The following is a 23,578-nucleotide window of genomic DNA, read 5'->3' as shown; positions in this document are numbered from 1 at the left end:
GTCACTTCTTCGGTGAACCCGAGCCGTTCATGGCTTCGATGGAGGTGGTAATGGCGGTCACCGTCGAGGCCCTGTCGGTCTCGGCCAGCTGACCCAGCTTCTCATTGTAAAAGTCTGAGAAATCGACATTGGTCAGGTCGAGCTTCTGGAAGTCTTCGACGCTGAACCCGGCGCAGTTCGGGGATTTGGCGCTGCCCCAGCCGATGCCGAGTTGCTGATGGCCCGCTTCCTGAATAATCCGCGCCAGGCTGTTGCCGTAACAGCAATAGGTCATGCTCTTTTGCAGGCACCCGAAGAGGCTGTCCTTGCTGCAGTAGGTGCCGACATAGTGGCAGGCCTTCTTTTTCTGGCTCTCCATCAGCTTCAGTTCATTGGAGTCGCATTCTGCCAGCCCGACATCCGTGCCCCAGCCGGAATCCTTGCAGCAGTTGGCGAAGCCCATAACCGCCTTGCCACAGCGCAGGTCCTGTCCCTTGAAGATGGACATTTCCGCCTCGTAGGTGTTCGAGGCGGCCTTGACGGCATTCAGGGCCGACACCGCCGAGGCGATGTCCTGATCGGGATCATCGACGGCTTCGATCGTCGTCGTGCCCATCACCCAGGAGGCGTCGCACACCGAGGCATCGACCGGCGTGGTCACGGCCTTCTTGCACTCGTAGACATTCTCCCAGCTCTGGCAGGACGCATCACCAGACGCGGTCGCGTCGATACAGTTTCGCGTCTTGAAGCTACAACTGGCGTCAGGCGTACAGTTGCTGCCATTGCCGATGATGTTCTGGCAGGTGTAGCTGAAGGCCGTCGAGAAACAGGTGTCCGCCGCAAAGCCGAAGTGCGCCATGATTTCGGGGAACATGCTGGCGGTTTGGGTGCAGATCTGACTGCGCAAGGCGCAGGTCGGATTGGCCAGCAGCGCGGTACAGCCGCTGTCGCTTATACCCAGATCCTCGAAGCCGCCCGCATCGCACAGATAGTTGCGCTCCTCCCGCTCGCAAAACCCTATACCAAAGTCCGACCGGCAAACGGACGACTGAAGGGTGCAGGCCGCGGTCTCTCCGCAGGTTTCTTCGTACAGTCCGATATAGGTCACCTTCGACCGGCCCGTGACCACGCGATTGCAGATCGTCGACCAGTCGGGACCAGAACCATATAGCGCAAGGCAACTGCCTGATCCTGTCAAATACCCGCAGCCATTACTGGCGTCCGGCAAACCATGATGCATGATGGCGCGCTGACAGTGATGGATATAGCGATAGCCGTCAGGCACTGCGCCATAGACCCCGGTCAGACGGCTGGTGACGCAAGCCCCGGTGACCGGGTCTTTCTTGCGGAAAGCGCGCGTAACGGAGCAGCTAAAGTCGCCCTCGCCGATCATATTGCCGCTTTCGCAGGTGTAGAGCGTCGTTTCCGTCGAGGACGTCGTCTGCAAATGGCAGGCGTTAGAACCGGACCCCGCCGCGCCACCGGCTGTCGCGGTCGAATCGGCATTGATGGCCAGGGCGTTCTTCACCCACTCCGCATTCTCATCGATGCGGTTAGCGCCGAGGAAGCTCTGGTTCGATTGGATCACAGGCGTAAGGCTGTTGGAGGTCGAGGCAAGCATGCCACTGGCGTTTAAGTCCTCAGGGGCATCATCGGATCTGGCCTGCATATCCGGTGCGTCGCCCTTATAGCCCGGCAGGGTCTGGTACAGATCGCTCGTATTGGTCGCAGCGTTCGAGGCGTTGAGAGCCGCCCCGAAATCTTCGCGTTTCGGCGCCTGCGCAACCGCAAAGCTCAGCGGCAGGGCAATGGATAAGGCAGCAGCGATGAGCAGGAGCCGGTTCATAGCGAGCTCTCCAGACGATCCATGGCCGTGCGCGCGGCGCGCGGCGCGGCGTCACCCTTCTCCGCCAGCACCTTCAGGGCCGTGGCCAGAGGAATATTGCCCCTGACAAGATCAAAAGGCACATCGGTTCGCGCGCACTCAAGTCCGCCGTCTTCACACGAGGCCACCGGCGTATTGGCCGCCACGAAACTCGGTACGCGATCTATGCGATACTGCTGGAAGACCCGCGGATCGATCAGAACGCCCGCGGCCGCCTCTTCGCTGAAGGTCTTGAGAAGAATCTGGCGCGTCGTCTTGAAACTGCCGCCGACAAATCCCCGGATGACCAGAACGGCGCCGGCCTTCTGCGCATCAGCCGACAATTGGCGAAGCGCCTCGCGCGGCATGGACAGCGAAACGGCTACATAGACCACTCCGCCCTCGACCTCGGCTTCGGTGTCGAAAAAGTCGATATCATATTGCTTGCCGAGATAGGTCAGGCCGGTTCTCAGCCGCTCGCGATTGCCCTTGGCGAGTTGGATGGCATCCTGCGCATAGCGCTTGGTTTTCTCGACGGTGCTGGCATTGAGGCCGGTCAAATCTGCCTTCATGGCGTCCGACCGCGCCTGCGCGCTCTTCACCAGATCCTCGATCTCGAAGCGATTTTCCTGAGCGGGCGTAGGACCGGACAACAGGAGCAGCGCGCCGACGGCGCAGGCGAGGGTTTTAAGCTTTGGATCAGAGTGCACAGCAGTTCCTCTTCTTCCAGACGAGGTATCCGATGTCCTCCCCCTTAACCGGAATGACCTTGAGGTGTTCATAGGGCACGGTCGACTTGCCGATGGCGGTGCAGCTGAAGAGGTTCTTGTGGGCCACCGGCGTCACGAGCTGGAACCGGTACTGGAGTTTGTCCATGGTCGGTTGAGGGATGGGCTGGCACAGCGACAGGCTGCCGCGTGTCCCCCAGGCCAGTAGCTCTCGGTGCAGCTTAGCCTGAAACTTCTCGGCGACATGCAGCGAACCGGTCAGCGGCCCATAGTCACCGGCCACCTGCCCCGTCATCGGGTAAAGGCTGCCCTGACAGCCAGCGCACCAGAAAAGCTTTTGTATCGGCCGACCCACCGTGGTCGCCGCCACGCAGTCCGCGCTGCACGCCAGTTGGGCAATCGGGTTGGCGAACAGGAAGACCTCGGGATTTATGATCGCGCTCAGCTCATCGGAATTCCACAACGGGTCGAACTCGGTCATGTAAGCGATATCGAAACCCGACGACTCCATGCACACGAAGTCGGTCAGGATCTGAAGCCAAGCCAGAAGCGGGTAGACATAGTAGTGGGCATGATACGCCGTGCGTGCCGCGCCGCTCTCTTGCCGGTATTCGCTCTTGCCGGCATAGCCAAAGCCGGGGCTGATCGAGAGCCCACCGAGGTTCGGGAAACAGAACGGCTTCTGGGTGACGTCCATCAGACGCGATGGCTCCCAATAGCCTATGGTTAAGCCGACGCGCGGGATCGGCGTGCCGCAGGCACAGATGGGACTGGGCGGATTGGGCGCATCGATGCGTACCCCCTTCCCCCGCCAGATCGGCACCGAGCCGATGGTCAGAGGGAAGATGCAATCCCAACAGGGCGCAGTGATCGGGTTGACGAAACGCCCGGTGCAGACCCGAAGGGCGTCGGCCGGCGATGCCGTCGCCGCCCCTGCAAACGCGAGGCTAACAAAAAGTGTCAGTAAGGCCACCCACCTCATAGCGCCACCTCGCGGACCCTGAGCGCAGTCCCTTCCTTGGTGACGGTGGCGGGCACCTGCGTGATACCGAACTTTGTGGTCAGCGTGCCAAGCTGGTCGAAGTAGAAGGCCTGCTTACGGGCGCGCATCGTGGCCATGGGCGAGCCGTTGACCAGCACCATGATCGTGCGGTCCTGACCAAGCTTTTTGGACTGCGCGACAGCAAACTCGACCTGACGCGCGTCACGCCCGTCGATGAAGATCAGAACCTTATTGTAGGACGGCAGCCGCTCCAGTGGATTGATCCGCTCACCCCGACGGGCGAATACCCGTCCCTTGTCGTCGGCTATTTCCTGCGGCACGACGATCGACGGATCGTAAAGCCAGGTGCGCGTCTTTACCGTGGTGACAATGCCGGGCACCGGCGGCGGGCTCTCGACCCTCTTCCGGGTTGCATCGGCAAACTTCCGATTCAACTCATCGATCCGGCCATCCTTTTCCGCCTTCCTGAGTTTCGACAGGATGTCTTTCAGTAGATCCGTTTCGATGATCTCGAAGGTCGGGCCATAGGCGCCAAGGTCGCCCGCCTGCGCGGGCAAACAGGCGCATATCGTCATCGCGATGAAGAGCGAGGCGCGCACGTGACCCATCAGAGCACCGGATAGGCTTTCCCGACCAGCGTCTTGCGGTCGATCAATCCGATCAGCGCATAGCGGCTGTCGAAGGAATCCTTGTGAGGTGTAACCACAAAATACTTGTCGGCGGGTATGACGCCCGGAGACGACATGGCGACGGGATTGCCTGCCTGATCATGGGTCTTGGCAATGCCAACCAGACGTCCATCGATCCAGAATTCGCGGCCGCGCACTTCGACCACATCACCCGGCACGCCAACGACCTGTTTGGCAAAGCGAAACCCTGCCGGATAATAGGGGTTGGGAGGGGCCACAAAGGCAAAATAATCGCCGCGCTGTGGCGCGATCTGGTTCTTGTTCACCCAAAAGGCCCAATTGGGCAGACTGTCGGTCTCGTTCAGGAAGAACTGGTAGTCAGACGCGATAGCGCCGCCAAGCTGCGAAACGGCAAGTGCGGCCGCCACCGACCAGATGATCTTTGCCGAGCGGCTTATCTTCGGAAACCTATTGCTCAGGGACATTGGCGACCGCCCCCACGGCAGGCGATTTCGTCGCTGCCAGCTGCGTGTTCAGTGAAGCTGCGAATTGCGGGGTAAGATCGACATCCTCCCCTTTCAGCACGCATTCGCGCGCCAGCAGCACCATGCCACCGTCCGCTGTCAGTCGGTCGATCTCCTTCTGGCCTTCGGCCATGAAAAGCTGAGTGCGTATCTGCAAGGCTTCTGCGGATATGGTGGGATCGCTCGCCAGGGACTGGGCGTAATTGCGCGCGAGGCTCGTCAGACCGACGGTCGCGATGACCGGACGGGTGTCGGTCATCACCCGAAACCACAAAGCGCCGGTGACCACCATGTTGATGGCCAGCAACCCGATCAGCACGTGCTGTCCTCTCAGGCGCGGCAATGCGGCCTCGCGCTTCGGGGCGGGTTTCGGCGCCGGCGAGGGCGTTTCGGCTTCAGCTTCAGGCGAGGCTTGCATCGGGCTTCCTTTTGGACCGGCGGCTCAGCCAGACAACGGCGAACAGGGTCAGATAGACAGCGAAGAGGAAGAGGTTCACAGGGGCGCGGGCGACAGGTGCGGCGCCCACGTAGTGGCGCAGGAAGTTGGCCCATTCGTGCATCCAGGAATCCACCTGAAAACCGAAGACGACGAGCGTCAGGCCTATTGAAACAGCAAACGCGATGGCCGCAGTCTCCAATTGGTGAAACAGACCCGACCAGCTCCAACCGGGCAGATACTGGCGGGTCGCGGCTAGGGCGTTACAGAGATGCCTGCGCATCGTTGCCCTCCAGTTCTCCGAAAAGGCGGTGCGCGAAGATCCTGCGTTCCCGGCTCGACATGGCGCCATAGCGCTCGATGAACGGCTTGAGTTCACCGTCACCCATCAAAAGTTCGGCTTGCCGGATCTGCGCCTTGGACCAGTGGGTCTCGATCGGGACCTTGAACGCAACGGATCGGACGGCCTCCTTGGCGGAATAGCCAGCACTGACCAGACGCTCGATCGCGTCGAGCACTTCCGGCTTCGTCGAATAGAGCGCCAGGGAATAAGGATCGAGCACAAGGCGACCGATGAATTTCGTGCCGGCACCCCGGATATAGGCCTCAGAATACTCGCCCTGAGACGTGAACAGCGATCGGATCAGTTCAAGCTCGGCCTCAGATGCCCGCAGAATGCCTTCATTGGCAAAGGCATCGACGGACTCCGGTTTCAGCTTCAGGATGATGTTCCATTCCGAATTCTGGATACAGGCCCGGCCGCCCGCCGTCCGCTGATAGTCTTCCAGGGATTGAGTGCCGGTGATCAGTGCCCCGCCCTCTTTCCGGCAGCGCCGCGCAAAGCCCTCGATGAACGGACCCGCCGCCCCGTCGCCCAGCAACTGCCAGGCTTCGTCGATGAACAGGGCCTTCTTCCGAGCGCGGCCGCCATGCTTCATGCGCTGGCGGATGACCATCAGCAGCGAGAGGATGACGACCGCGCGCAAATCCTTCTTGGATTCGAGGGGGGACAGCTCGAACACCGTGAAGGGACTGCTGATCTCCAGATTGGCCTGGCCGTTATAGAGTTTGCCGTAGCTACCGCGCAGCCGGTAAGGCTCCATGGCGATCGCCATGGCGCGGCCCGGATCACCAAAATGAGCCTCCAGATAGAGTGCGACGTCCTCAATGCCGCCCTCGGCGCGCTTCGTCTCGAACACCTCGACGACCGCGCGCTCGATCATACCCAGCTCTTCCTTCAGGTAGAGATCATCCCCCTTCGCCATCTGAAGAACGGTATATTTGAGGGCGTTGATCGACTCGGACCGATACTCCTCATCAAGATCGGCTTCCTGATAATCGACCAGCGAAAACGGATTAATGTTCAGATCGCTCGACAGATTAAACTCGATGAACTGCCCACCCTGAATCTTGCAGGTGTTGCGAAACGAATATCCGTCGTCGAGCACGATGACATCGGCGCCGCGCCCGCGCAGTCCCCCGGCCATCTCCTGCATCAAAACCGACTTGCCGGACCCCGATGCGCCGATCACAGACACATTGTGGTTGCCACCGCCCATCCCCTCCTCCTCGTTGGAGAAGGGCGAGAAGAAAAAGGGCTGGCCCCGACGGCCGAGGAACAGCATGTCCGGTCGCTGAAAGCCCCGAAACTCTCCCTGAAAAGGTGCCAACATAGCCATACAGCTGGTCGGCATCCGCCGTAGACGCTTATGGGCCTTATAGTCGTCGGCCAGACCGTCGCCCATGGTCAGCGGCAGCGCCGCAAGAAGCGTCTGCAGATGCAGGACATCAGAGCGTGAGAGCTCGAAACCCGCCCCGCCCCAGACCGCCCGAAGCTGGCGCTCGGCACGGTCGGCATCCTGCAGCGGCGTGATGGAGATGGCGAACATGCCCATATGGCAGAGCTTGGCACCCATGGAGACGGCCTGGTTGGCGGCTGTCCAGTCGTCCGCCGCCCTCTGGATCGCCGGAAAGAACTTGGCCGTCGGCGAGCTGGCCTGCTGGCTCGTGCGCATCGTCTTCATCTCGACCGTGGTCTTGCTCTCATCGAGCGTCATCGGCGAAAAATAGAGCACCGTCAGGTTCGAGCCGATGTTCTGAAGCTGATTGTTGAAGAAGTCGCCGATGAGCCGCGCCACCACGGCCTGCGAGGCATTTTCCGGATATCGGACCGGCGAAAAGGCTCGAAACTCCCAGCGCTCTCGACGGCTGCCCTTGGGCAGAAGGTCCTGATCGTAGCCATCGCCGGCATAGGCTGTCGTGGCGACAAGCCGGTCGCGATATTGCGTGACGGTCGTGTCGCGCCTGACGATCTGCTGGTTAAGCCAGTCCTCCCGGTCGTACGGTATAGAGTCATACACCGTCGAAGAGGTCGGATTGAGGACAGCCGCGCAGAACGACAGCAACTGATCCGGCATCAGGGTGAAGGCCGCACCCCCCATCGATGCCAGCGTGCCCTTGATTACCTCGCGCAACTCCGCGAGGGCGTCGCCAGCGGGTCCGCTGACATCGCCTCTCACCTCAATGGCCAGGATGACGCGGTAGTCGCGCATGCTGAAAGGGGCAGACTTCGAAAACGACGTCCATATACCGTTCATCAGATGCTGACGGCGGTGCCGGGCCAGTTCCTCGAATATCTCCCCACCGGCCGATCTACTGCGCGCCCAGCTGTCGACAATGTGCCCCGTACGTGGCGACGCATAGTTGATGATCTGGACATGCGCGCCATCGGGCAGGGCGTCATTGAACACCTGCGCCAGAAGCGCGTGCTGCGCGTCGGTCACGCCCAGCAGCGGGATCAGTTCCAGAACCAGACCGACCGTGGCATCCTGCACATAAAGCTGGCGAACCTCATCAAATGACCGATAGGGCAAGTAGCCGGACAGGCTCGGGGGAAACTCACAGCTGATACCGGTGTCGACGGAAGGCATGTCGCCGAAGATGCGCTCGGCCACCAGCTTCTGCGCGCTTCGAAACACCTCCCGCCTGACCGCGTCGAAGTTCAGGTTCATGGTTTTTCCCCTGAACTGACTTTGGGCTTTTCGTCGACACTCAGATCCGTGCCGGCTTCGGGTGCAGCAGTCTTGGCCACGGGCGGCGTCAGCCACCATTGAGCCCGGCGGACGACCGCGAATATTTCGCTCCGCGCATGATAATCACCCTGAGCATCGACATAGGGTGCCACGATGACGCGCATCACCTGGTCGCCGTCGCGGCGTGGATCGAAATCGCGCGTTGCCGTGCCAGGCGCATTGGGTTGCCACCAGCGTGCCGGTTTCGCGTCGAAAATGACCGGGTCGCCCGACAGTCTTTGCGGGCGATCTTTCCGCGAGTCGGTATCGGCAATCGTGGTGCAGTGATCGCCTTCGGCGATGCAGGTCCACTTGGTCGAGGTGTTGCTGGACGCGCACGCGCTGAGCAGCAGTGGAAGCATGACGATCAGGCGCTTAAACATTCTTGCCCTCCAGGAAGCGGATAAGATCCGGCAAGGGCAGGAAGCCGGCGTTGACCGTACCGTCGGCACGGATGATCGCCGGCGTCCCGTTGATGCCGTTGGCCTGCGCGAAGCGGGTGTTCTCGGCGATCACAGCATCAAACTTTGCGCAGTCGGCACCCGTCTTGATCTCACCACCCGTGTAGGCGGCTTCCGCCGCCGCGGCCCGGTCGCCAGCGCACATAACCAGGCGCGCCTTCTCCGCCGATTGTGGGCCCAGAATGGCGATGGGATATTCGGTGATTTCGATGTTGGTCGTGCCGGCCAGTTGAGCGAAAAGCTGATGGCAGTAGCCGCAGCTATAGTCACCGAAGACAGTCATCTTCAGCGGCGCACCTGGATTATGGATGACGGCGTTAGCCTTTGGCAGGGTGACGCTGAGCTTGCCGGCGGCAGCTTTCACCGGAGCCTCGACGCGCTGGCCTTCAACCGAAGTGGTGGCCGCATCGACTGCCGCCAACTCCTTCAACCGCTGATCGGTCAGGTCTTTGCGGGCTTTGAGGTCGAGGACCGCGCCCACCACCACATAACGCCCGTCTCGGGTCGCATAGAGGAGGTTCTTCCCCATGACGACCTCGCACAGGCCGATGGCGGTTTTACATGAAACCGAATTGACTGTGCTATTGGGAAAATGAGCCGCGATCTTTGTCTTGACGGTTTCCTCTGTTTTCGGACCGAGGAGGAAGGTGCCGGTGACCGCGATCGCCACCAGTGCCAGCATAGCAGGCACAATGAGTTTGGGCTTAGAGAGAGGCAACATACGATGACCTATTTCCGGGTGGTTTCTTTGAAGCGGAAGCCCGCGAGGAAGACGATCTCGACATCGATGCCGGTCGGCATTTCGATCACGGGCTGGTATTGCTCGGCGCGCTTGATGTAGTAGTCGGCCAGCATCCCCCCGGCGTTGCTGACACCGGAGCCGACCGAGGCCTGCCCGATCTCGCCTGAACTCAGCGGACGGGCATTGATGATCGATCCCGCATCGCTCTCGCCAAACTTGCCGGAGATCGTGCCCTGGACATTCTTCTCCATGGCCTGCCCCAATCCCTGGAAGGTGCCAGCGATAAAAGCCTTCGAGGCATAGTCGCCCTCCCGGCGCACGACCTTGCCGCGCACGCCGGTCTTGCCCTTGTAGGTGACATAGCCCTCGACCGGCGAGGTCAGGAACTTTCCGTTTTTGCCTTCGCAGGTGATGCGCTGAAGTTTGACATAGACCTTCTCAGACGACAGCTCGGCATAGGCGGCGCCATTGATCGTGCAGCCCCGCAGGTCTGACGATTGGAACTTGCCGTCCATGCCGACACCGAATGCCGGCGTTCGGATCCTGAGCAACACAGGCTTGGGATCGGAGTTCCCGCTGACGCCGGTCTGCATATCGACGCCGACCAGAACGCGCGCGGTCGCGTAAGAATTGGGAGGCACATATTCAGACGGGTCGAACGTCTCGATTCGATCGGTCACCGCACTCGCCTTTTGCGCCACCGGTTGGGCTGCGAGTTCGCCGTTCCCCGCTGATGACGCGTTCATTGAGACCGTTCGGAAAGAACGACGGGGCCGTTCCTTGCCGTTGGCATCCGGCTGAAGCGATGGTGCCGGATTTGGGGTCGGGGAAAATCCGGCACCATCTGCCGCCTCGGTGGGGTATCCGCGGGTAGGATGCGGATCGCTGCCACCTCGACGATCTCGTTCCGCCTGAAGCATTTGATAGGCCTCTTCGCGGTCCTGGAGATTGCGGGAGTTGAGGGTATCCCTCTCGGCGCTGAGGGCCGCGTTCTCGGCTTCGAGCTGGCGCAACCGCGCGTCCATGTCCGAGCGTTCGGACTTGAGTTGCGCATTCTCTGCCGTCGGCGAAATCGGCACGCCGCTGGCGACGCTCGCCGTGCCCTTAATGCGAACCGCCTCTTCTTTGGTCAGTTTCTGCTTGGGTTTGGGGTCAGGCGGAAAGACGGCGCTGTAGACGGCAAAGCCGCCGAGTACAGCCGCTACACCAATGATCGACGCCCAAAGGAGCGTCGAGTTCTTCTTGGCCTCGGCGTTGGGCGAGACGACGCGCTCGTCGGTCGCCTCTTCGGCGGGTGGGGTCGAGATACCGTCCATCAGCGGGCCTCTTCGACGATGTAAACGCGGGCCTCTTCGCCTGGCGACAGCAGCTCATCGGTGATCCCGACGGCCAGCACCTGCCGGACAAGAAAGCCATCGGCGCTCAAGGTTTGCGGGACGGTCGATATGTTTTTAAAATGCAGCACGGTACCGGCGATGCCTTCGGCATCACACCGCTCGATAGTCCAGACCCGGAAGTTCGTGGTCTGTGTCGGTTGCGCCCGGCCCTGCCGACAAACCACACCGTCCGGCCGATCCGGATTGAACATGAGCTTGACGAAGGCGGCCATCGTCTCTGGATAGCCGTTCCGCTTGAACTGTAAGGCGGCCGGGCTGGATGCTGACAGAGTGCCTTCAAGCTTCAGCTCAAAAGTCTTGGCGGTGTCATCGACCGGGTGAAAGGTCGCCTGTACGGTCTTTCCGCTCTCCGTGGTCAAAAATGCAGAGAAGGATTGACCCGACGTATCGCCGTCGAAGCCAACATAGACGTCACCGGTCGTCTCATCTTTTTCAATTAGGAGTTCGGCGCCGTCTCCACCCTGTATGGTGCGCACCGTCGCGATGCGTTCGCCCTGAATGTGGATGCGCGACATCTGCGACGAGGAAACCTGCAACAGCGCCTGGTCACCCTTGACATTCAGGGTTTCGGCGCCGGCTGACGCAGCCATCATCATCGCGGCGGCGCCGAGCAAGAGGGATCTCAACATGTTCCCTATCCTTCTGTAAGCGTTTGAAGTGGTTTGATCTTTTCACCGCGCGCGTCTTCCGGCGTGATCTCGGTGAAGCTTTTCAGGCGAACCAGCTGACCGTTCTTGGAAAAGGTCAGTGCATAGATCTTGTTCTGGGCATCGACCTCGCGGCCCCCTGCCTCGATCCGGATCGTGCCGCGGATCTCGACGTACATGGTCTTGGGATCGACATAGAAGTCGTTGGGAAACCAGGATTGCGAACGGTTTTCCCGGATGGCCTCCTGACGGTCACGCACCAGTATCTTGTGCATCTCCTGATAGGCTGTCGGCTCCATGATCTTCTGCGCCTCCCGCTGGAAATAGAGCAGGGTTTCGGGAGAGCGATTCAGAAACAGGAACGAGACATCACGGGCGAAGCGTTCGAGATATAGGGGATCGGCTGCGCCGTAGGCGTCTATGGAAACTTCCGCAGGAATGGTTGGTATAATGATAGTTCGAGATTGTCCGACCAACACCATCGACAGACAGGCATTGGTCACAATGCTGGCGGCAGCGACGACGGTCATGACCGAAAGTCGCGAAGCGTAGAGTTTGCGCTCCTGCTGGGTCTTGGCAAAGTCCATCTAACCCACCATCAGACGATGTTGAGCCGGCGGGGTTTTCTTCAGACCCATCACCTCGTAGGGCAGAATCCAGAACATCAGCCAGAGCAGGCGCGTCAGCGAGCCGCCCTTCTTCAAGCGGCGGAGCAGCCAAAAGGCTGTCAGACCCGCGACGAGACCGATCAGAAAGTTGGCGACGATCGTCAGAATGCCCAGAGGGACAACGACTACGACCAACTCATCCGGTGTAAAAATGAAGTATCGCTCTGGCTCGTCCAGATACTGAGGAATACGGGTGTCCATTGAGTTTCCTACCCAAGACTTTCACGAGCGGGGTCTCCGACAGCCCCTGTCGTGTCAGCTCGCGCTTCGATCGCGCGAGGGGAACCTGTGGGCTCCCCCCATTCCGGTGGATTTCCGTGGCCTGGACCTCTTCACCGGTTGCGCGGCGAAACCAACTAGAAGATAGCGGAGGTCAGAGCTGAGACGATGCCTGGGCCGGTCGAAGCCGTCAGACCAATACCGGCGGCACCGGCGATCAAGCGCCAGTCAAACTTCATGACGAGACCGACGAGTGCGCCGGCGACACCAGCGACCGCGGCCATCTTACCGAGCGAGCCTTCCGCCCAGCCGGTGAGCACAGTGGTCGTTGCATCGAAAGTCGTGTCGGTACCGGCCTGAGCCGCAACCAGTGCGAGGCCGGTAACAGCGACCATGCCGAGTGCAGCGGCGAGGTCCGCCTTAAGCATAAGATGCTTTTTCATTTTGAGTCCTTCGGAGAAATGAATGAAGCGCGTATCAGATATTAACGCGCCTTAATCATTCACTGACGAACGGACTTGGTCAAACGGACCACTACACAGAAAGAGTGCTCCTTTATTTATATGCTAATCTGAGTCGAGCATTAGATACATTGACCGTTGCAAACGCTCAACTCGACACAACGAATGCTCCAGTGCTTGAAGCATTTGCTTGATCCGATGAAGCGGAAATAATTTTGAAACGATCGAACTCCGACGGTGCACGAAAGGGTGGGCGCGGTCAGATGGCGCAAGCCATTTTCCACAAACTTGCCGCACCAAGCGCCGCTTGACTTTACCCTTGCCCCATCGGAGCTTATGTCCGTAGAAACGGGAACTGCAGACGAACTATGCGAAAATTGAACACACAAGAAGCCCGCACCAGGAAGCGCGCCCTTTCAGGCTCAGCATCCTCGTCCAAGAACGGCTCAGTTCCGGGTCCGATGGCGAACGGCCAACGGGTCGTCTTAAATCTTATCGATGATGTCGAATTCCGAACCGTTCTGGAACTTGGCCTGGCGGAATATATCGGTCGCTATAAGAAGCCGGCCTCCACCAAGAACATCCTTCCAGAAGCGCTGGATTATGTCTCTCGGCTGTCAGGCGATGAGCTTTGGCGGCTTACCTACGACAAATACACCTACGACCAGCAAAAGCGTCAGGGGATCAACCTGGACCCGAAACTGAACGCACATCTGCAAAGAACAGTCGAGGCCATCCAGCGAACCTGTGCCGATAAACTCATCCGGGCGCGTTGGAACAAGCGGATGATCGCTGTCGCTGCCCTTTATCTCTATTGTCTCTATCTCATTGCCCATAACGGCAACCGCTACATGCTGCCCGCCGAGCAGGCGGCGGCATTGAGTGCCGTTGGTCGGTAAGCCCGGTTTCCCGCATTTAGTGCCGGAACTCCATTCGCCACGATAAGAGCGACGTTATCCGCCTACCGAATTTTAGGTAGCAAGCGCCGCTTGATTTGATTGCGAACGCATGGCACCTAGCCGTTCTTTCAAATTGGGGCGGCCACAATGTTGCAAGATCAGCTCTTGTCTTTCGAACCAGATGAGCTGCGCGGCCGCGTGTCACGCGTGCTAAAATGCTTCATCAGCACGCGCTCAGCCTCTGATCCGCAGGGCATGCAGAACATGGTAATCTGCGAGCGCGTCAGGTTTTCCCCACCTACATTGAAAAAGCTACTCCATGGGGATGCCGGGAAGGTCGAACACCTCTTCGCATTGGTCAAATATCTGGGTGTGCCGAACTTTGAGATCATGGAAATCGCAGAAACCTACGTTTCGACGCAGGACATGAATTTCAAGGTGTCCGCCCTGATACAGCGACGCTTCAACTCGCCTCAATCTCGCAGTATGAATGTTCAGTCCAAGTCTGCGTAGTGCGCTCTTTACCCTCGCGCTGATGATAGCGCCAGCGACCATGGCAGCCGCGGCCACAGCTTGCGAGCCTCACTGTTCCTCACGGGACCCCATTTCATTCGATGCGGACGACTTCACGGCATTTCTAACGGAAATGAGCATTTCGCCCGACGCGCGCATTTCGATCCACAGGGCTCGTCTTAGCTTTTATGAAACCTATACCCATGCCACGCCGGCAGGGCACCGAAGGACGCGCCCTCGCAGGCACCTTCGGTCGGCAGTTCAAAACTTAAGGCGACAGACTAACGAAGGGCTGGTTGCACGGGCCGCGTTATCGCATCGCATCAACCTGTCCTATTTTCTCGGACTGGCCGCGCGGGAAAGCGGGTTCAACCATATGGCCAGAGCGCCGACCTCATCAGCGGCCGGACTATTTCAGTTCACCGAAAACACTTGGCTCTGTGTGCTTCGCCTCCATGGACCAGCAGCGGGCATCGATCAGGCAAGGATGATCACTCGGAGGCCATCGGGACGTTGCTCGATCGACTCCCCCCTCGCCCGCTGGCGTCTGCTTGCCCTCCGATATGACCCCACTCTGAACTCAACGATGGCGGCAGAGCTTACCAAGGATCATCAATCGGCCCTGCGCAGTCTATTGGGTCGTGAGCCGACATCCGGGGAGCTGTACACGCTGCATTTTCTCGGTATCGACGAAGGGAACCGCTTCCTCAGAGCGAACCTGAAGGACCTCGCTGACGTCGTGACGCCGCGCGCGGCAGCCAGTAATAAGAGCGTTTACTACACGCCTCAGGGTCGGCCTCGCACGGTAGGAGAAGTCCGCGAACTCATCGATAGGTCGTTCGCAGTGAATTAAGCTGAACACGACACAGAATCACGACAACTAGAGACAGCAAGCAGCGCTTGCTGTTGTCTGAAATTCGGATCGATTGCGGCTAAGCCTTTTTTCGCAAATGAACGTCGATCCGCTTCTCTGAACCCCTACCGCCCAGTTACCCGCTCTGAACCTACGCGAGCGGTAACTCACACTGAATTATCAACAGGAGGATAGACAAAGAAAAACCGCCACAACAGAGTTGAGGCGGGGAGATAATCGGCAAGCCCGAAAAGTTATTATTCGCACAGAACTTATAGTCTCCGCGCCCTACACCTGTCAAACTTAAACCGCTCAGAATGAGCGACGGCGGAGCTTTGCCTAAAACCTCCCCCTACTGAGGTTTATTCATGAACGGTCCTACCGGTCATCGACCCGTCACGCCTAACTCTCTGCGCGCGGAGTGGCTCGCGAAGGGATTTCAAGGCCTGCCTGAGGGCCTTGATTTTCACGCATCGCTCAAGATCATCCGCCGTTACATCAGCGCAAGTGACGCACTAAGCTCACGGGCAAAATTCCTCTTGCAGGCGATGCTGCAGCTTCAGGCTCAAACCATCCTGGCTCAGGATGGTTGCAATGAGGGATGGTGCCTCAGTGCGTTTACGGTCTTCGCTAAAAACGCCACCTTCGAGCAGATGCTCAACCTAAGCCGGCGCACCATTCAGAAGGCGCTTGCCGAGCTTCGAGAAATGCGGCTTGTCTGGTGCAACGATGCGCCCAGCCGCAACCGCACCAGAAGCGCGGGCATCAACCTACTTCCCCTGTTCTCGCGAATAGAAGAGTTCAGCGCCACGATCGCGGCGCGAACCGACGCTCGCAAGGCTGCACGGTTCATGCAGGTCGAATTCGCCCGCCTCAAAATCGAGCTGGCAGGACTAAATCGCTTTGCAGATCCCGAGGTTTGCCATCGTATTGGCAGCCTGACTCGACGTTGCGACGTTGGCCGACGAATGACGGATACAGGCCGTGGATTAGAAATCCTGACAGATGTGCAGCAGGCGGTGGATGATCTCAAGGGCTGTGTTTTGCTTCGGTTAGAAGACGGTAAAGACGAGTCACCCCAGGGCGTCGATCCGAACGCCCCTCTGACGAACACTCTCAGGTCTTCTATTCTTGATGTAGAGCCGAAAGGTCAGATGCCTGTGACGGCTGAGTGCAGCCTTAGAGCGGAAGAACCTGCCGCAGTAGAGCCGTGCTACGCGCCTGTGCGCGGGCCCGATGCGGCCGACTTGGCGATGACTGTCGAGATCGGTTTCCAGAAGTTGGGCCTATCGGCCTTCGCCTCTGAAGACATGCCGCCCCAGCGATCTCTGTTGCTTTACAGCCGAAGCGCCGCGGCACATATAGGCGTGACGCGAGACGTCTTCGCTCAGCTCATATCCCGCTATGGTGAACAGGGTGCGGCGATGATTCTGCTGCAGGCGATGTTCGATCCGGCCGTTAGAAATCCGGCGGGGTGGGTAATATCATTCCTCGGACGCGGCAAGTCAGATCAGCTGCTTGACCTGCGCAGCCCGTTCTATCGATGGCGATCTGCGGTCGGCAAGGTTAGACGACAGGTCAGGACCGGCGCGGGGTCTGTAACAGGTTGGCACCAGCGCCCTCCCCTGCCCGGCTGAAATCTGCGCGCCGCCAGTACGAAGTTGCGACACCGTATCCGACCGCGCCAAGCAACACGAGAATAGCCAGCAGAAGCAGCACCTTCCACACGCCAGCGCGACGACCGACGGGAACCGCATCGTATCCGCCGCGGTATTCCAGCGGACATTCTAATTCGCGTCTGTTTTTCTCTGCCGACATGGCCCGACCGTAGCACGGCGGCCACGCGGCTGGAAGTCAGCTAAAAGTGACTATCGCTTCTGATCGCGAGCGCGGGATTTGCAGAAACCGATGAAGGCTGCATCGGCCGATTTGAATTCAGGCCGACCAGACGTGTTCCAGAACTCGATCCATTCCGCTTCCAGGGCATAGACATCCCACCCTGGCGCGACCGCCCTGGCCTTGGCATAGCTGTCCGGATTGAGCTTCGGTTGAGCCACCTTTGCAGGCTCCTTGCGACCGCCGAGCTTTGCTCTCGCTTTTCGACGAAAGACGATGCTGTCACCCTCAATCGCCACGCTATAATCCGGAAAGTGGTCGGTCTGCTCATTGTCTTCAACGATCTCCCGCACCATGCGCCGGAACTCTTTGAGCGGCCCCTTCGACCCCGCCTTCTTCATGCACAGTTCCATAGACATCGCCCATTCTTCTTTAGAACCGCAATGCTTCCGGGCGAGTTCGTAAAGACGCCGCTCTAGTGGTCGGCGCAGCCTGAAATAATCCTGGTGCAGGGTTAGCACTTCAGCATTCGCGATCCCTCGGAAAACCCACTCCGAGAGCTTCACCTCGATTTCTTTCATCCGCCCGTCGCGGGTCTCGCTGATGATCGTCCCATGCTCGATCAGACCGAACACGGATTCGTGGCGCTCCTTGCCCGTGACGATATTGGTCGTGATGCGCGTACCATTGAGGCGGACAAGCGTGTCGCGCAGCGAATTGTAGGCGACGCCGCTTTTGGTGCGGTTCGCAAATTGAAGAAAGTCGTAGGCGGAGAACCGAATTGTCGGCGACACTGGACGTCCCTCGTTTACCGCGCGCACGATATGGCTCGTACAATAAAGGATGAGGTCCTTGTCGTAGATCGTCGCCCTCCCCTTTACCGACGGAACGATTTCGAGCCAGTTGCCATTGTGTTCGTAGCGGATGATCGTCGTATCGATCGATTTGCTCAGGGAATAGATAGGGCTTTCCATTGAAGCCATATCATCTTTCAGTACGACCTCGAGGGGCTCGATGAGAAAGTACAGTAGGTCTTCGGGTCGACGATTGGGGAGCAAGGCCTGGCGCTTCACCGGATTGGCATCATCCAGGTGACCTCGCTCGGTCTCTTCGTCCCTGTCATCGGGGATGGCCGAAGCCGCACGTGCTTCCGCCTGCGCCGACGCCTTGGCGGTCGGAATCCTGAACAGATCCTCCGTTTCCGGGCCTGTGGATATCTTACTCTTTCGCGGCGCCATGGTTCCGTTCGGTATCCGGAATTTCTTTCGTTAAATCACCCACCGGGTGAATCGTCAAATCACCCACCAAAGAATCAGGGGGCGATAAATCACCCACCTAGTGGGCTAAAAAGTTAATCCATTTTCGTCAAATCACCCACCCGATACGTGAAAAGTCGCACCAGCCAAGGACTACGGGTCTGTGCGGCAAGGAATCGGAATGAGAGAACGTTAAATTATTTCGTCAAATCACCCACCAATGCAAGGGAAAATTCGTCAAATTACCCACCCGCTGCTCGGTCGATCCCCGAAAGCCTTCAATTAAAGTGACATCTGAGGATTAACTTCTCCGATTCCTGCTTAGAATCCAGCAGCTTCCGCCCAGTCCTTAAAGCAAAATGCAGTGCAATTTCCTTCGTCAAATCACCCACCGCAGCTAATGATTCCATGAATTCAGTGAGTTACTGATTCGGTAATTGCGAAAGGAGAAGAATCGCTCGTCAAATCACCCACCTGACGGGCTCATTGAGGCTATTATCGCGTCCATTTCTGGACCGAGATACGAAATTCGATAAATCACCCACCCCTTGGCGATAAATCACCCGCCATCTAACGTCAAATCGCCCACGCGACGTCCTTAATTTCCCTCACAGAGTCATCGGCTTGCGACAGACTTCTGGTACCTTAACACTATACTTAACACATATATAACACAGAGGGGCTCGGCAGTAAGGTGCCTGTGGGTATATAGCGCTCAACAAAAGACCCGCCGGTTAAGGCGGGCCTGACGTAAAACCGATCTGACAGCACGATGCTACTTGATACCCTTGGTGTCCAGCAGGTGCTTCAGCGCCATCTCAAATAGCTCGCCGTATGAATAGCGGTGCATTTTAGACGTGGACTTGACCAGTTCCGCAAAGTCCGGGTCAAGATACAGGTTCATGTTGACCTTGCGCGCCGCGACTTTCACTTCGCGCGAAGGAAACGCGGAATGGGCCTGCAGAATTGCGCGTTCTTCTTCCTTGGAACGCGGCGCGGGTAGAGTCCCCTCCCCTGCAGTCGCTGGCTTTGGCGCAGGATTGGTGAACTCGGTAAAGTCCAGGCTGGATATCTTGGAATTGCTCATCGGTTGCTCCTTACGCTGCGGCCTGACGGGCTTGTTTCAGTCGGTCCACAACCTCAAGCGTGAAGGCGTCGACCTCCTCGATGGCCTTGTCGATATTGGTGACGACCTTCTTATCCAGGTCGTAAATGGTGCCCCCACGCATGAAAATCTGGCTGAAAGGGTCACGCTCGGTGATCTCTGTGCGGAACACGTTGATGGGCGAGTTTTTCAGCTGCTCGATGATAGCTCGGGATGAGCGAGACTTCACGTACTTGGTCATGGTGAACAGCAGTGCGAACGGAATTCGGCGGCCCAGCATGTCGAAATCCTGACCAAGCTTCTTCAGCACGTCCAAAGCGGCCTCCACATCCTGCTGCTGCTCCTTACACGGGACGATGATGTAATCAGACCGAGAGATAGCAAAGGACATCATACGCGACGCCAGACCTTCGAGGTCGACAGCGACGAAGGTATTGGCTTCGGCGAGCCCCTCAATTGTCTTGGTGATGTTGTCCTCCGATATATCGGAAACGACGGTCAAGTTCTTAGGGAAGGTGCCGTTGTCCAACGATTTTTTCTTCCAGCTTGCGAGGGGCTTACGCGGATCAGCGTCAACGATCGCCGTCGCGGTGTTTTGGGCCAGCGCGCAGGCCAGCAACAGCGAACTGGTGGTCTTTCCTGAACCGCCCTTCGAATTGGCAAAAGTGATTACCGGCATAACTGCTTTCCAAGAGTGTACGCACTCATTTCAGAGTGCGTTGTTGTACCCGCTTCTAACTAACACAACCTTGCTCAGACCAGTAGCCTATAAAACAAAATGATTGTGTCGTGTTTCAAATAAAACTGTTGTGGCGTGGTTTATCCGAAACAATTGACAATTGGATACAACGATTTCAGACCACACGCAATAGGTCAGATGCATTCAAGGCAAAACAGGCCTGCGCAAAACGGTTCGCATTAGAAGGCATCTGGCGTGTCGCGCTTTGTATCGGTCTGTTGTGTTTTGCGCTGACGCCTCTTTGTCGCTCTTGTCCGAGAGCAAGTGGTCTCTGTTGAGAGAAGAGGAGAGAGGGCTTCAGGGTGAGGTGATTTGGGCGTGAAGGAAAGAGGTTCCGCACCGCGATCGAACGCCGTCAATGGAGTTACAAATGCACGCAATCGTTGCCCGTCTCGGGGGCGAACTATACGGTGGCGGACGCCGAGCCGTCATACCAGGCCCCGGTCATAGCCGCCAGGACCGATCCATCTCTCTGCTACTCTCGCCCAGTGGAAAGGTTCGGGTCCACGCGTTCAGCGACCATGACTGGCGCGAAGTCATGGACTGGTTGAAAGCCAACGGCCTCGTCTCATCAGAACACCGGCTCCTAGGCGGACCAACCCCCGAACTGACCTATACACCGGTGCCCACGGAAATGCAGAGAACATCAGTTGCACGTTCCCTTTGGTCTCAGGGGCTCCCCGTGACAGGCACCGTCTCCGAATGTTGGCTTCGGATGGCACGCAAGATAGCCCGACCGCTGGCTTCGGCCGTGCTCCGCCACGCAAGAGACGTGCCCTATAGGGTCTACGACCCGAAGTTTGCGAGTGGCTCACATGCATTTCTGGCGAAAGTGACGCAGCGCGATGGTGAACACACCGGAACGGAAATCACTTATCTCACGCCCACTGGACGGAAAGCCATACATCTGCGCATTCCCCGCAAACTTGTTGGTTCCAAACCGCCCGGGGCGTCCGTCCATATCGATCCGGTCGCCACAGAAATGGTGGTAGCCGAAGGGGTCACATCCGCGCTGTCTGCCAGCCAGTATTTCGATCTGCCATGCCATGCGCTGCTCGGCGTCAAGTCCTTCCCCAGCTGGAGACCGCCAGCCGGCGTCCGGCATGTCGTTATCGCCGCAGAACCGGGGGGCGCCGGCGAAAAGTTCTCGGGGCTGCTGCAGGTGGCTTTGTTGAGAGAAGGGTACAGGTGTCGACGCGAGTTTCCGCCTGAAGGACTTTCTGACTTCAACGCCTTCTATGGCGGGGGAGGGTAGCCGCAGCAGCGGCGGACGACACCGTTGAAGTTGCCAACGCCGTACCGGCTTCCGGATCCGTGAAAGAAGGAGAAAGGGCTTTTTGAGGCAGATCGGATCTGAGGATGGGCCTCAGGTGATCCAGGAACCTACGAAAAATGACGTCCATTGTCTCAAAGCCCTACATCTCTGTCCTGTTCTCGCAACTTATCCTGTCTGAGTTGAACCTCCGGGCAGGGGAGGGGCCTGACGCGCAGATCCCGGAACTCGCCGCGACGCTTGCGCCCGGAGCCGCCGGTCAATTGGTCGAACTCTTTGTCAAACCGGCTGCCCAACCTGATACCTATGAGATTCTCGATGGCCGTCGCCGTTATTTGGCCTGGACCTCACTTGTCGAAGCCGGAGTCATCACGGCAAATCACCCCGTGACCGTTAAGGTTTGCGAGACCGAGGATGAAATCGCCCAGGCCGTAGTGATCGCCAACGCCATGCGTAAGGAAATTCAGTTCGCCGACGTGCTGCTCACGATCAATCGTCTGATCTCCGAGCATTACGGCTTTGAAGCCATAGGTCGGTCGCTGGGCATCGAAGCCAAGGAGGTGCGTAAAATGTCCGTCCTAGGCCAGCTCGACGTGCGCATTTTGCAGGCCTTTAAGGCACAGCGCTTCAGGCTCCCGCTACTCCGCCAGATGGCGCGCATCAAAGAGGCGGAGAAAATGGAAGCGCTTATCGAATACATCGAAGAGTCCGATGGTCCGATCCAGGATTACAACATCAGGGACCTCTTCGATGAGACGCTTTTTGCGACCACAGTCCTGATGAACGCCTTTCCGATGGCCACCTACCTCGCTAAGGGGGGGCGCATCGAGCAGGACCTGTTCGAGGAGCAACCCGACAAAATCCTTGATCCCAAGATTGTCGGCGATCTGTGGAAATCGGCTATGAAGCCCGTGATAAAGGCCCTGAAGGCGTCGGGTCTGACGGTGGAGTTCGGTGTTAATCTGCCGTACGGCAATCCCGACGGCTTTCGGGACCTGGGGTGGGAGTTCCGACGTGTCAGCGAAGCAGACCAAGCGCGCCTTGCGGAACTGAAGGTCGAAGTCGCCACACTGACATCTGAGTTGGAACAGGCGGGCACACGTGGCGACCATGCCGCTTTGATCGAACTGTCGAAGGCGTTTGCCGCCAAGTCCCTTGAAGCCTTCAACGAGGAAGCCAGACCGCTCATAGCGAGGGCGTGCAAGGCAACTGCCGGCGCACATGGGCATGTAAAGGTGACCTTCTACGTCGATAAGGCCGAATACGATGCGCACATGGCTGCCGACCGGGAGGACGATGAGGTACCAGGCAGCGGCTACTCCCACCGGCCTGTCGTCGATGCCACCCCGCTGCCGAAGACCAACCTGCGTCCCGATGTCACTCTCTATGGCCACGCGCATCACCTTCGGACTACGACCCTGGCAGGCCGGTCTATGGGACGAAGCCTTGCGGAGACGCCGATGGTCGCGCTTGATGTCCAGTTGTCTGCGCAGTTCCAACAGGTGGTACTGGGTCGGAGCCATGACGCGAATAAGTACGTGCTCAAGGTGTGCGCCAGCGCGCGATTGAGCGGATTGCAAGGTGCCGACAATCCGCTTTTGGATCCCGTCATCGAAAGGCTCGAAGCATACAAGGCCCAGTACGACGACAGCGGCATGCACCCGTTCGAATGGGTATCGGGGCTGACGCCCAGCGAGAAACTGGACCTTCTGGCCTATATCACTGCCGCTCAGGTCGATATGGCTGAGTCCCGAACGGACTTCGTGCGCCAGGAAGCGCGTGCGGAAGCCATTTTGATTTCGCGCACCATTGGGCATGATTTCAAGGCGCACATGCAGGTCGAGCCGGACTATTACGCGGCATTCTCGAAAAAGGCGCTCCTGGCCATCCTTATCAAGATAGGCCTCGATCCGGAAGAATACAGTCACCTCAAGCGCGGACATCTGGCTGAAACCCTTCACGGTCTGGCCCATGAACGCGGCTATGTCCCGCCGGCGTTGAACTTCCATGAAGAGGACTATCTGGAACAGGCCTCGCCGGAGATCGGAGCCTTTGGCGATGACGACGACAGGGGGCAGAGCGAGTTGGAAGGTGAAGAGGGCAACCTACCCGCAGTCGCGGATGGCAATGAGACAGGCATATCGGAGGCGGACGCCAGTGAAGCGATTGCCGCGTGAGGGAGGCCCCGTCAGGGGGCCTTTTTCATTGGAGCCGTTCGGCGCCAGCGGCCGCCACGGGTAAAAGAAGAAGGGAAGGGACGGGGAGGGCAGATGCC

24 protein-coding genes are annotated in these 23,578 nt (G+C 58.6%); 6 read left to right on the top strand and 18 right to left on the bottom strand.

What is annotated here, in order from left to right:
• Window position 1: 1 nt before the first annotated feature.
• The 15 genes from traN to ASTEX_RS18730 all read right to left on the bottom strand — a co-directional run bounded on the left by traN (window position 2) and on the right by ASTEX_RS18730 (window position 12,811).
• On the bottom strand, window positions 2–1,825 hold the full coding sequence (gene traN / locus ASTEX_RS18795) for a conjugal transfer protein TraN (protein ID WP_013481219.1): 1,824 nt from the start codon (window positions 1,823–1,825) through the stop codon (window positions 2–4).
• Window positions 1,822–2,553, bottom strand: a complete 732-nt coding sequence (trbC, locus tag ASTEX_RS18790) for a type-F conjugative transfer system pilin assembly protein TrbC (RefSeq protein WP_013481218.1) — start codon at window positions 2,551–2,553, stop codon at window positions 1,822–1,824. The genes traN and trbC overlap by 4 nt, the downstream gene beginning before the upstream one ends.
• On the bottom strand, window positions 2,543–3,553 hold the full coding sequence (gene traU / locus ASTEX_RS18785) for a conjugal transfer pilus assembly protein TraU (RefSeq protein ID WP_013481217.1): 1,011 nt from the start codon (window positions 3,551–3,553) through the stop codon (window positions 2,543–2,545). Before traU ends, trbC begins: the two co-directional genes overlap by 11 nt.
• The gene (traW, locus tag ASTEX_RS18780) at window positions 3,550–4,182 is read right to left on the bottom strand and encodes a type-F conjugative transfer system protein TraW (protein WP_013481216.1); all 633 of its coding nucleotides are present in this window, start codon (window positions 4,180–4,182) and stop codon (window positions 3,550–3,552) included. The genes traU and traW overlap by 4 nt, the downstream gene beginning before the upstream one ends.
• A complete protein-coding gene (lepB, locus tag ASTEX_RS18775; protein WP_013481215.1) occupies window positions 4,182–4,688 on the bottom strand; it encodes a signal peptidase I in 507 nt (168 codons plus the stop codon). Before lepB ends, traW begins: the two co-directional genes overlap by 1 nt.
• Window positions 4,672–5,145, bottom strand: coding sequence for a TrbI F-type domain-containing protein (locus ASTEX_RS20110; protein WP_013481214.1), 474 nt, complete (start codon window positions 5,143–5,145; stop codon window positions 4,672–4,674). The genes lepB and ASTEX_RS20110 overlap by 17 nt, the downstream gene beginning before the upstream one ends.
• Window positions 5,129–5,446 carry a purine-cytosine permease-like transporter gene (locus tag ASTEX_RS20105; protein WP_013481213.1) on the bottom strand — a complete coding sequence of 106 codons (318 nt, stop codon included), beginning with the start codon at window positions 5,444–5,446 and terminating at the stop codon, window positions 5,129–5,131. The genes ASTEX_RS20110 and ASTEX_RS20105 overlap by 17 nt, the downstream gene beginning before the upstream one ends.
• Window positions 5,427–8,174 (bottom strand): type IV secretion system protein TraC, encoded by a 2,748-nt coding sequence (gene traC, locus ASTEX_RS18765; protein WP_013481212.1) that lies wholly within the window; start codon window positions 8,172–8,174, stop codon window positions 5,427–5,429. The genes ASTEX_RS20105 and traC overlap by 20 nt, the downstream gene beginning before the upstream one ends.
• Window positions 8,171–8,617, bottom strand: coding sequence for a TraV family lipoprotein (locus tag ASTEX_RS18760; protein WP_013481211.1), 447 nt, complete (start codon window positions 8,615–8,617; stop codon window positions 8,171–8,173). Before ASTEX_RS18760 ends, traC begins: the two co-directional genes overlap by 4 nt.
• Window positions 8,610–9,416 (bottom strand): DsbC family protein, encoded by an 807-nt coding sequence (locus ASTEX_RS18755; protein WP_013481210.1) that lies wholly within the window; start codon window positions 9,414–9,416, stop codon window positions 8,610–8,612. Before ASTEX_RS18755 ends, ASTEX_RS18760 begins: the two co-directional genes overlap by 8 nt.
• A gap of 8 nt (window positions 9,417–9,424) precedes the next feature.
• The gene (locus tag ASTEX_RS19630; protein ID WP_013481209.1) at window positions 9,425–10,753 is read right to left on the bottom strand and encodes a TrbI/VirB10 family protein; all 1,329 of its coding nucleotides are present in this window, start codon (window positions 10,751–10,753) and stop codon (window positions 9,425–9,427) included.
• Window positions 10,753–11,463 (bottom strand): type-F conjugative transfer system secretin TraK, encoded by a 711-nt coding sequence (locus ASTEX_RS18745; protein ID WP_013481208.1) that lies wholly within the window; start codon window positions 11,461–11,463, stop codon window positions 10,753–10,755. The genes ASTEX_RS19630 and ASTEX_RS18745 overlap by 1 nt, the downstream gene beginning before the upstream one ends.
• 5 nt (window positions 11,464–11,468) lie before the next feature.
• Complete coding sequence (locus tag ASTEX_RS18740; protein WP_013481207.1) at window positions 11,469–12,068, bottom strand: type IV conjugative transfer system protein TraE; 600 nt, start codon at window positions 12,066–12,068, stop codon at window positions 11,469–11,471.
• The gene (gene traL, locus ASTEX_RS18735) at window positions 12,069–12,350 is read right to left on the bottom strand and encodes a type IV conjugative transfer system protein TraL (RefSeq protein ID WP_013481206.1); all 282 of its coding nucleotides are present in this window, start codon (window positions 12,348–12,350) and stop codon (window positions 12,069–12,071) included. It abuts the gene before it with no gap.
• A gap of 155 nt (window positions 12,351–12,505) precedes the next feature.
• Window positions 12,506–12,811: a hypothetical protein gene (locus ASTEX_RS18730; RefSeq protein ID WP_013481205.1), complete on the bottom strand. Its 306-nt coding sequence runs from the start codon at window positions 12,809–12,811 to the stop codon at window positions 12,506–12,508.
• Between the two features lie 386 nt (window positions 12,812–13,197).
• Here ASTEX_RS18730 and ASTEX_RS18725 point away from each other — a divergent pair, with 386 nt between their 5' ends.
• The 4 genes from ASTEX_RS18725 to ASTEX_RS18710 all read left to right on the top strand — a co-directional run bounded on the left by ASTEX_RS18725 (window position 13,198) and on the right by ASTEX_RS18710 (window position 16,731).
• Window positions 13,198–13,728 (top strand): hypothetical protein, encoded by a 531-nt coding sequence (locus ASTEX_RS18725; protein WP_013481204.1) that lies wholly within the window; start codon window positions 13,198–13,200, stop codon window positions 13,726–13,728.
• Between the two features lie 165 nt (window positions 13,729–13,893).
• Window positions 13,894–14,241, top strand: a complete 348-nt coding sequence (locus ASTEX_RS18720; protein WP_144004840.1) for a hypothetical protein — start codon at window positions 13,894–13,896, stop codon at window positions 14,239–14,241.
• Window positions 14,219–15,094, top strand: a complete 876-nt coding sequence (locus ASTEX_RS21155; protein WP_425359030.1) for a transglycosylase SLT domain-containing protein — start codon at window positions 14,219–14,221, stop codon at window positions 15,092–15,094. The genes ASTEX_RS18720 and ASTEX_RS21155 overlap by 23 nt, the downstream gene beginning before the upstream one ends.
• Before the next feature lie 368 nt (window positions 15,095–15,462).
• Complete coding sequence (locus ASTEX_RS18710; RefSeq protein ID WP_013481201.1) at window positions 15,463–16,731, top strand: helix-turn-helix domain-containing protein; 1,269 nt, start codon at window positions 15,463–15,465, stop codon at window positions 16,729–16,731.
• A 231-nt stretch (window positions 16,732–16,962) separates the two neighbouring features.
• On the opposite strand, the gene ASTEX_RS18705 is transcribed toward ASTEX_RS18710, so the two are convergent.
• From ASTEX_RS18705 to ASTEX_RS18695, 3 genes are all read right to left on the bottom strand, one after another.
• Window positions 16,963–18,168 (bottom strand): replication initiator protein A, encoded by a 1,206-nt coding sequence (locus ASTEX_RS18705; RefSeq protein ID WP_013481200.1) that lies wholly within the window; start codon window positions 18,166–18,168, stop codon window positions 16,963–16,965.
• A gap of 793 nt (window positions 18,169–18,961) precedes the next feature.
• A complete protein-coding gene (locus ASTEX_RS18700; RefSeq protein ID WP_013481199.1) occupies window positions 18,962–19,273 on the bottom strand; it encodes a hypothetical protein in 312 nt (103 codons plus the stop codon).
• Window positions 19,274–19,283: 10 nt separating this feature from the next.
• Window positions 19,284–19,970: a ParA family protein gene (locus ASTEX_RS18695; RefSeq protein WP_013481198.1), complete on the bottom strand. Its 687-nt coding sequence runs from the start codon at window positions 19,968–19,970 to the stop codon at window positions 19,284–19,286.
• 418 nt (window positions 19,971–20,388) lie between these two features.
• Between ASTEX_RS18695 and ASTEX_RS21150 the strand changes: the two genes are divergently transcribed.
• Together ASTEX_RS21150 and ASTEX_RS18685 are read left to right on the top strand one after the other, a co-directional pair.
• Window positions 20,389–21,285 (top strand): DUF7146 domain-containing protein, encoded by an 897-nt coding sequence (locus tag ASTEX_RS21150; RefSeq protein ID WP_041659810.1) that lies wholly within the window; start codon window positions 20,389–20,391, stop codon window positions 21,283–21,285.
• Window positions 21,286–21,422: 137 nt separating this feature from the next.
• On the top strand, window positions 21,423–23,480 hold the full coding sequence (locus ASTEX_RS18685) for a ParB/RepB/Spo0J family partition protein (protein WP_013481196.1): 2,058 nt from the start codon (window positions 21,423–21,425) through the stop codon (window positions 23,478–23,480).
• The last annotated feature ends 98 nt before the right edge of the window (window positions 23,481–23,578 follow it).

Origin of the sequence: Asticcacaulis excentricus CB 48, from assembly GCF_000175215.2 — a bacterium.
GTDB classification, from domain to species: Bacteria; Pseudomonadota; Alphaproteobacteria; order Caulobacterales; family Caulobacteraceae; genus Asticcacaulis; species Asticcacaulis excentricus.
This window is presented reverse-complemented; position numbering and strand designations above follow the sequence as displayed.

Bases quoted from the DNA above. Each gene is read 5' to 3' on its own strand.
- traN (WP_013481219.1), bottom strand. From the start codon at position 1,825: ATGAACCGGCTCCTGCTCATCGCTGCTGCCTTATCCATTGCCCTGCCG.
- traW (WP_013481216.1), bottom strand. From the start codon at position 4,182: ATGGGTCACGTGCGCGCCTCGCTCTTCATCGCGATGACGATATGCGCC.
- ASTEX_RS18685 (WP_013481196.1), top strand. From the start codon at position 21,423: ATGACGTCCATTGTCTCAAAGCCCTACATCTCTGTCCTGTTCTCGCAA.
- traU (WP_013481217.1), bottom strand. From the start codon at position 3,553: ATGAGGTGGGTGGCCTTACTGACACTTTTTGTTAGCCTCGCGTTTGCA.
- lepB (WP_013481215.1), bottom strand. From the start codon at position 4,688: ATGTCCCTGAGCAATAGGTTTCCGAAGATAAGCCGCTCGGCAAAGATC.
- ASTEX_RS18745 (WP_013481208.1), bottom strand. From the start codon at position 11,463: ATGTTGAGATCCCTCTTGCTCGGCGCCGCCGCGATGATGATGGCTGCG.
- ASTEX_RS20105 (WP_013481213.1), bottom strand. From the start codon at position 5,446: ATGCGCAGGCATCTCTGTAACGCCCTAGCCGCGACCCGCCAGTATCTG.
- traL (WP_013481206.1), bottom strand. From the start codon at position 12,350: ATGGACACCCGTATTCCTCAGTATCTGGACGAGCCAGAGCGATACTTC.
- ASTEX_RS21155 (WP_425359030.1), top strand. From the start codon at position 14,219: ATGTTCAGTCCAAGTCTGCGTAGTGCGCTCTTTACCCTCGCGCTGATG.
- ASTEX_RS18760 (WP_013481211.1), bottom strand. From the start codon at position 8,617: ATGTTTAAGCGCCTGATCGTCATGCTTCCACTGCTGCTCAGCGCGTGC.
- ASTEX_RS18755 (WP_013481210.1), bottom strand. From the start codon at position 9,416: ATGTTGCCTCTCTCTAAGCCCAAACTCATTGTGCCTGCTATGCTGGCA.
- ASTEX_RS18710 (WP_013481201.1), top strand. From the start codon at position 15,463: ATGAACGGTCCTACCGGTCATCGACCCGTCACGCCTAACTCTCTGCGC.
- ASTEX_RS18695 (WP_013481198.1), bottom strand. From the start codon at position 19,970: ATGCCGGTAATCACTTTTGCCAATTCGAAGGGCGGTTCAGGAAAGACC.
- ASTEX_RS20110 (WP_013481214.1), bottom strand. From the start codon at position 5,145: ATGCAAGCCTCGCCTGAAGCTGAAGCCGAAACGCCCTCGCCGGCGCCG.
- ASTEX_RS18740 (WP_013481207.1), bottom strand. From the start codon at position 12,068: ATGGACTTTGCCAAGACCCAGCAGGAGCGCAAACTCTACGCTTCGCGA.
- ASTEX_RS18700 (WP_013481199.1), bottom strand. From the start codon at position 19,273: ATGAGCAATTCCAAGATATCCAGCCTGGACTTTACCGAGTTCACCAAT.
- ASTEX_RS18725 (WP_013481204.1), top strand. From the start codon at position 13,198: ATGCGAAAATTGAACACACAAGAAGCCCGCACCAGGAAGCGCGCCCTT.
- traC (WP_013481212.1), bottom strand. From the start codon at position 8,174: ATGAACCTGAACTTCGACGCGGTCAGGCGGGAGGTGTTTCGAAGCGCG.
- ASTEX_RS19630 (WP_013481209.1), bottom strand. From the start codon at position 10,753: ATGGACGGTATCTCGACCCCACCCGCCGAAGAGGCGACCGACGAGCGC.
- ASTEX_RS21150 (WP_041659810.1), top strand. From the start codon at position 20,389: ATGGAGTTACAAATGCACGCAATCGTTGCCCGTCTCGGGGGCGAACTA.
- ASTEX_RS18705 (WP_013481200.1), bottom strand. From the start codon at position 18,168: ATGGCGCCGCGAAAGAGTAAGATATCCACAGGCCCGGAAACGGAGGAT.
- ASTEX_RS18730 (WP_013481205.1), bottom strand. From the start codon at position 12,811: ATGAAAAAGCATCTTATGCTTAAGGCGGACCTCGCCGCTGCACTCGGC.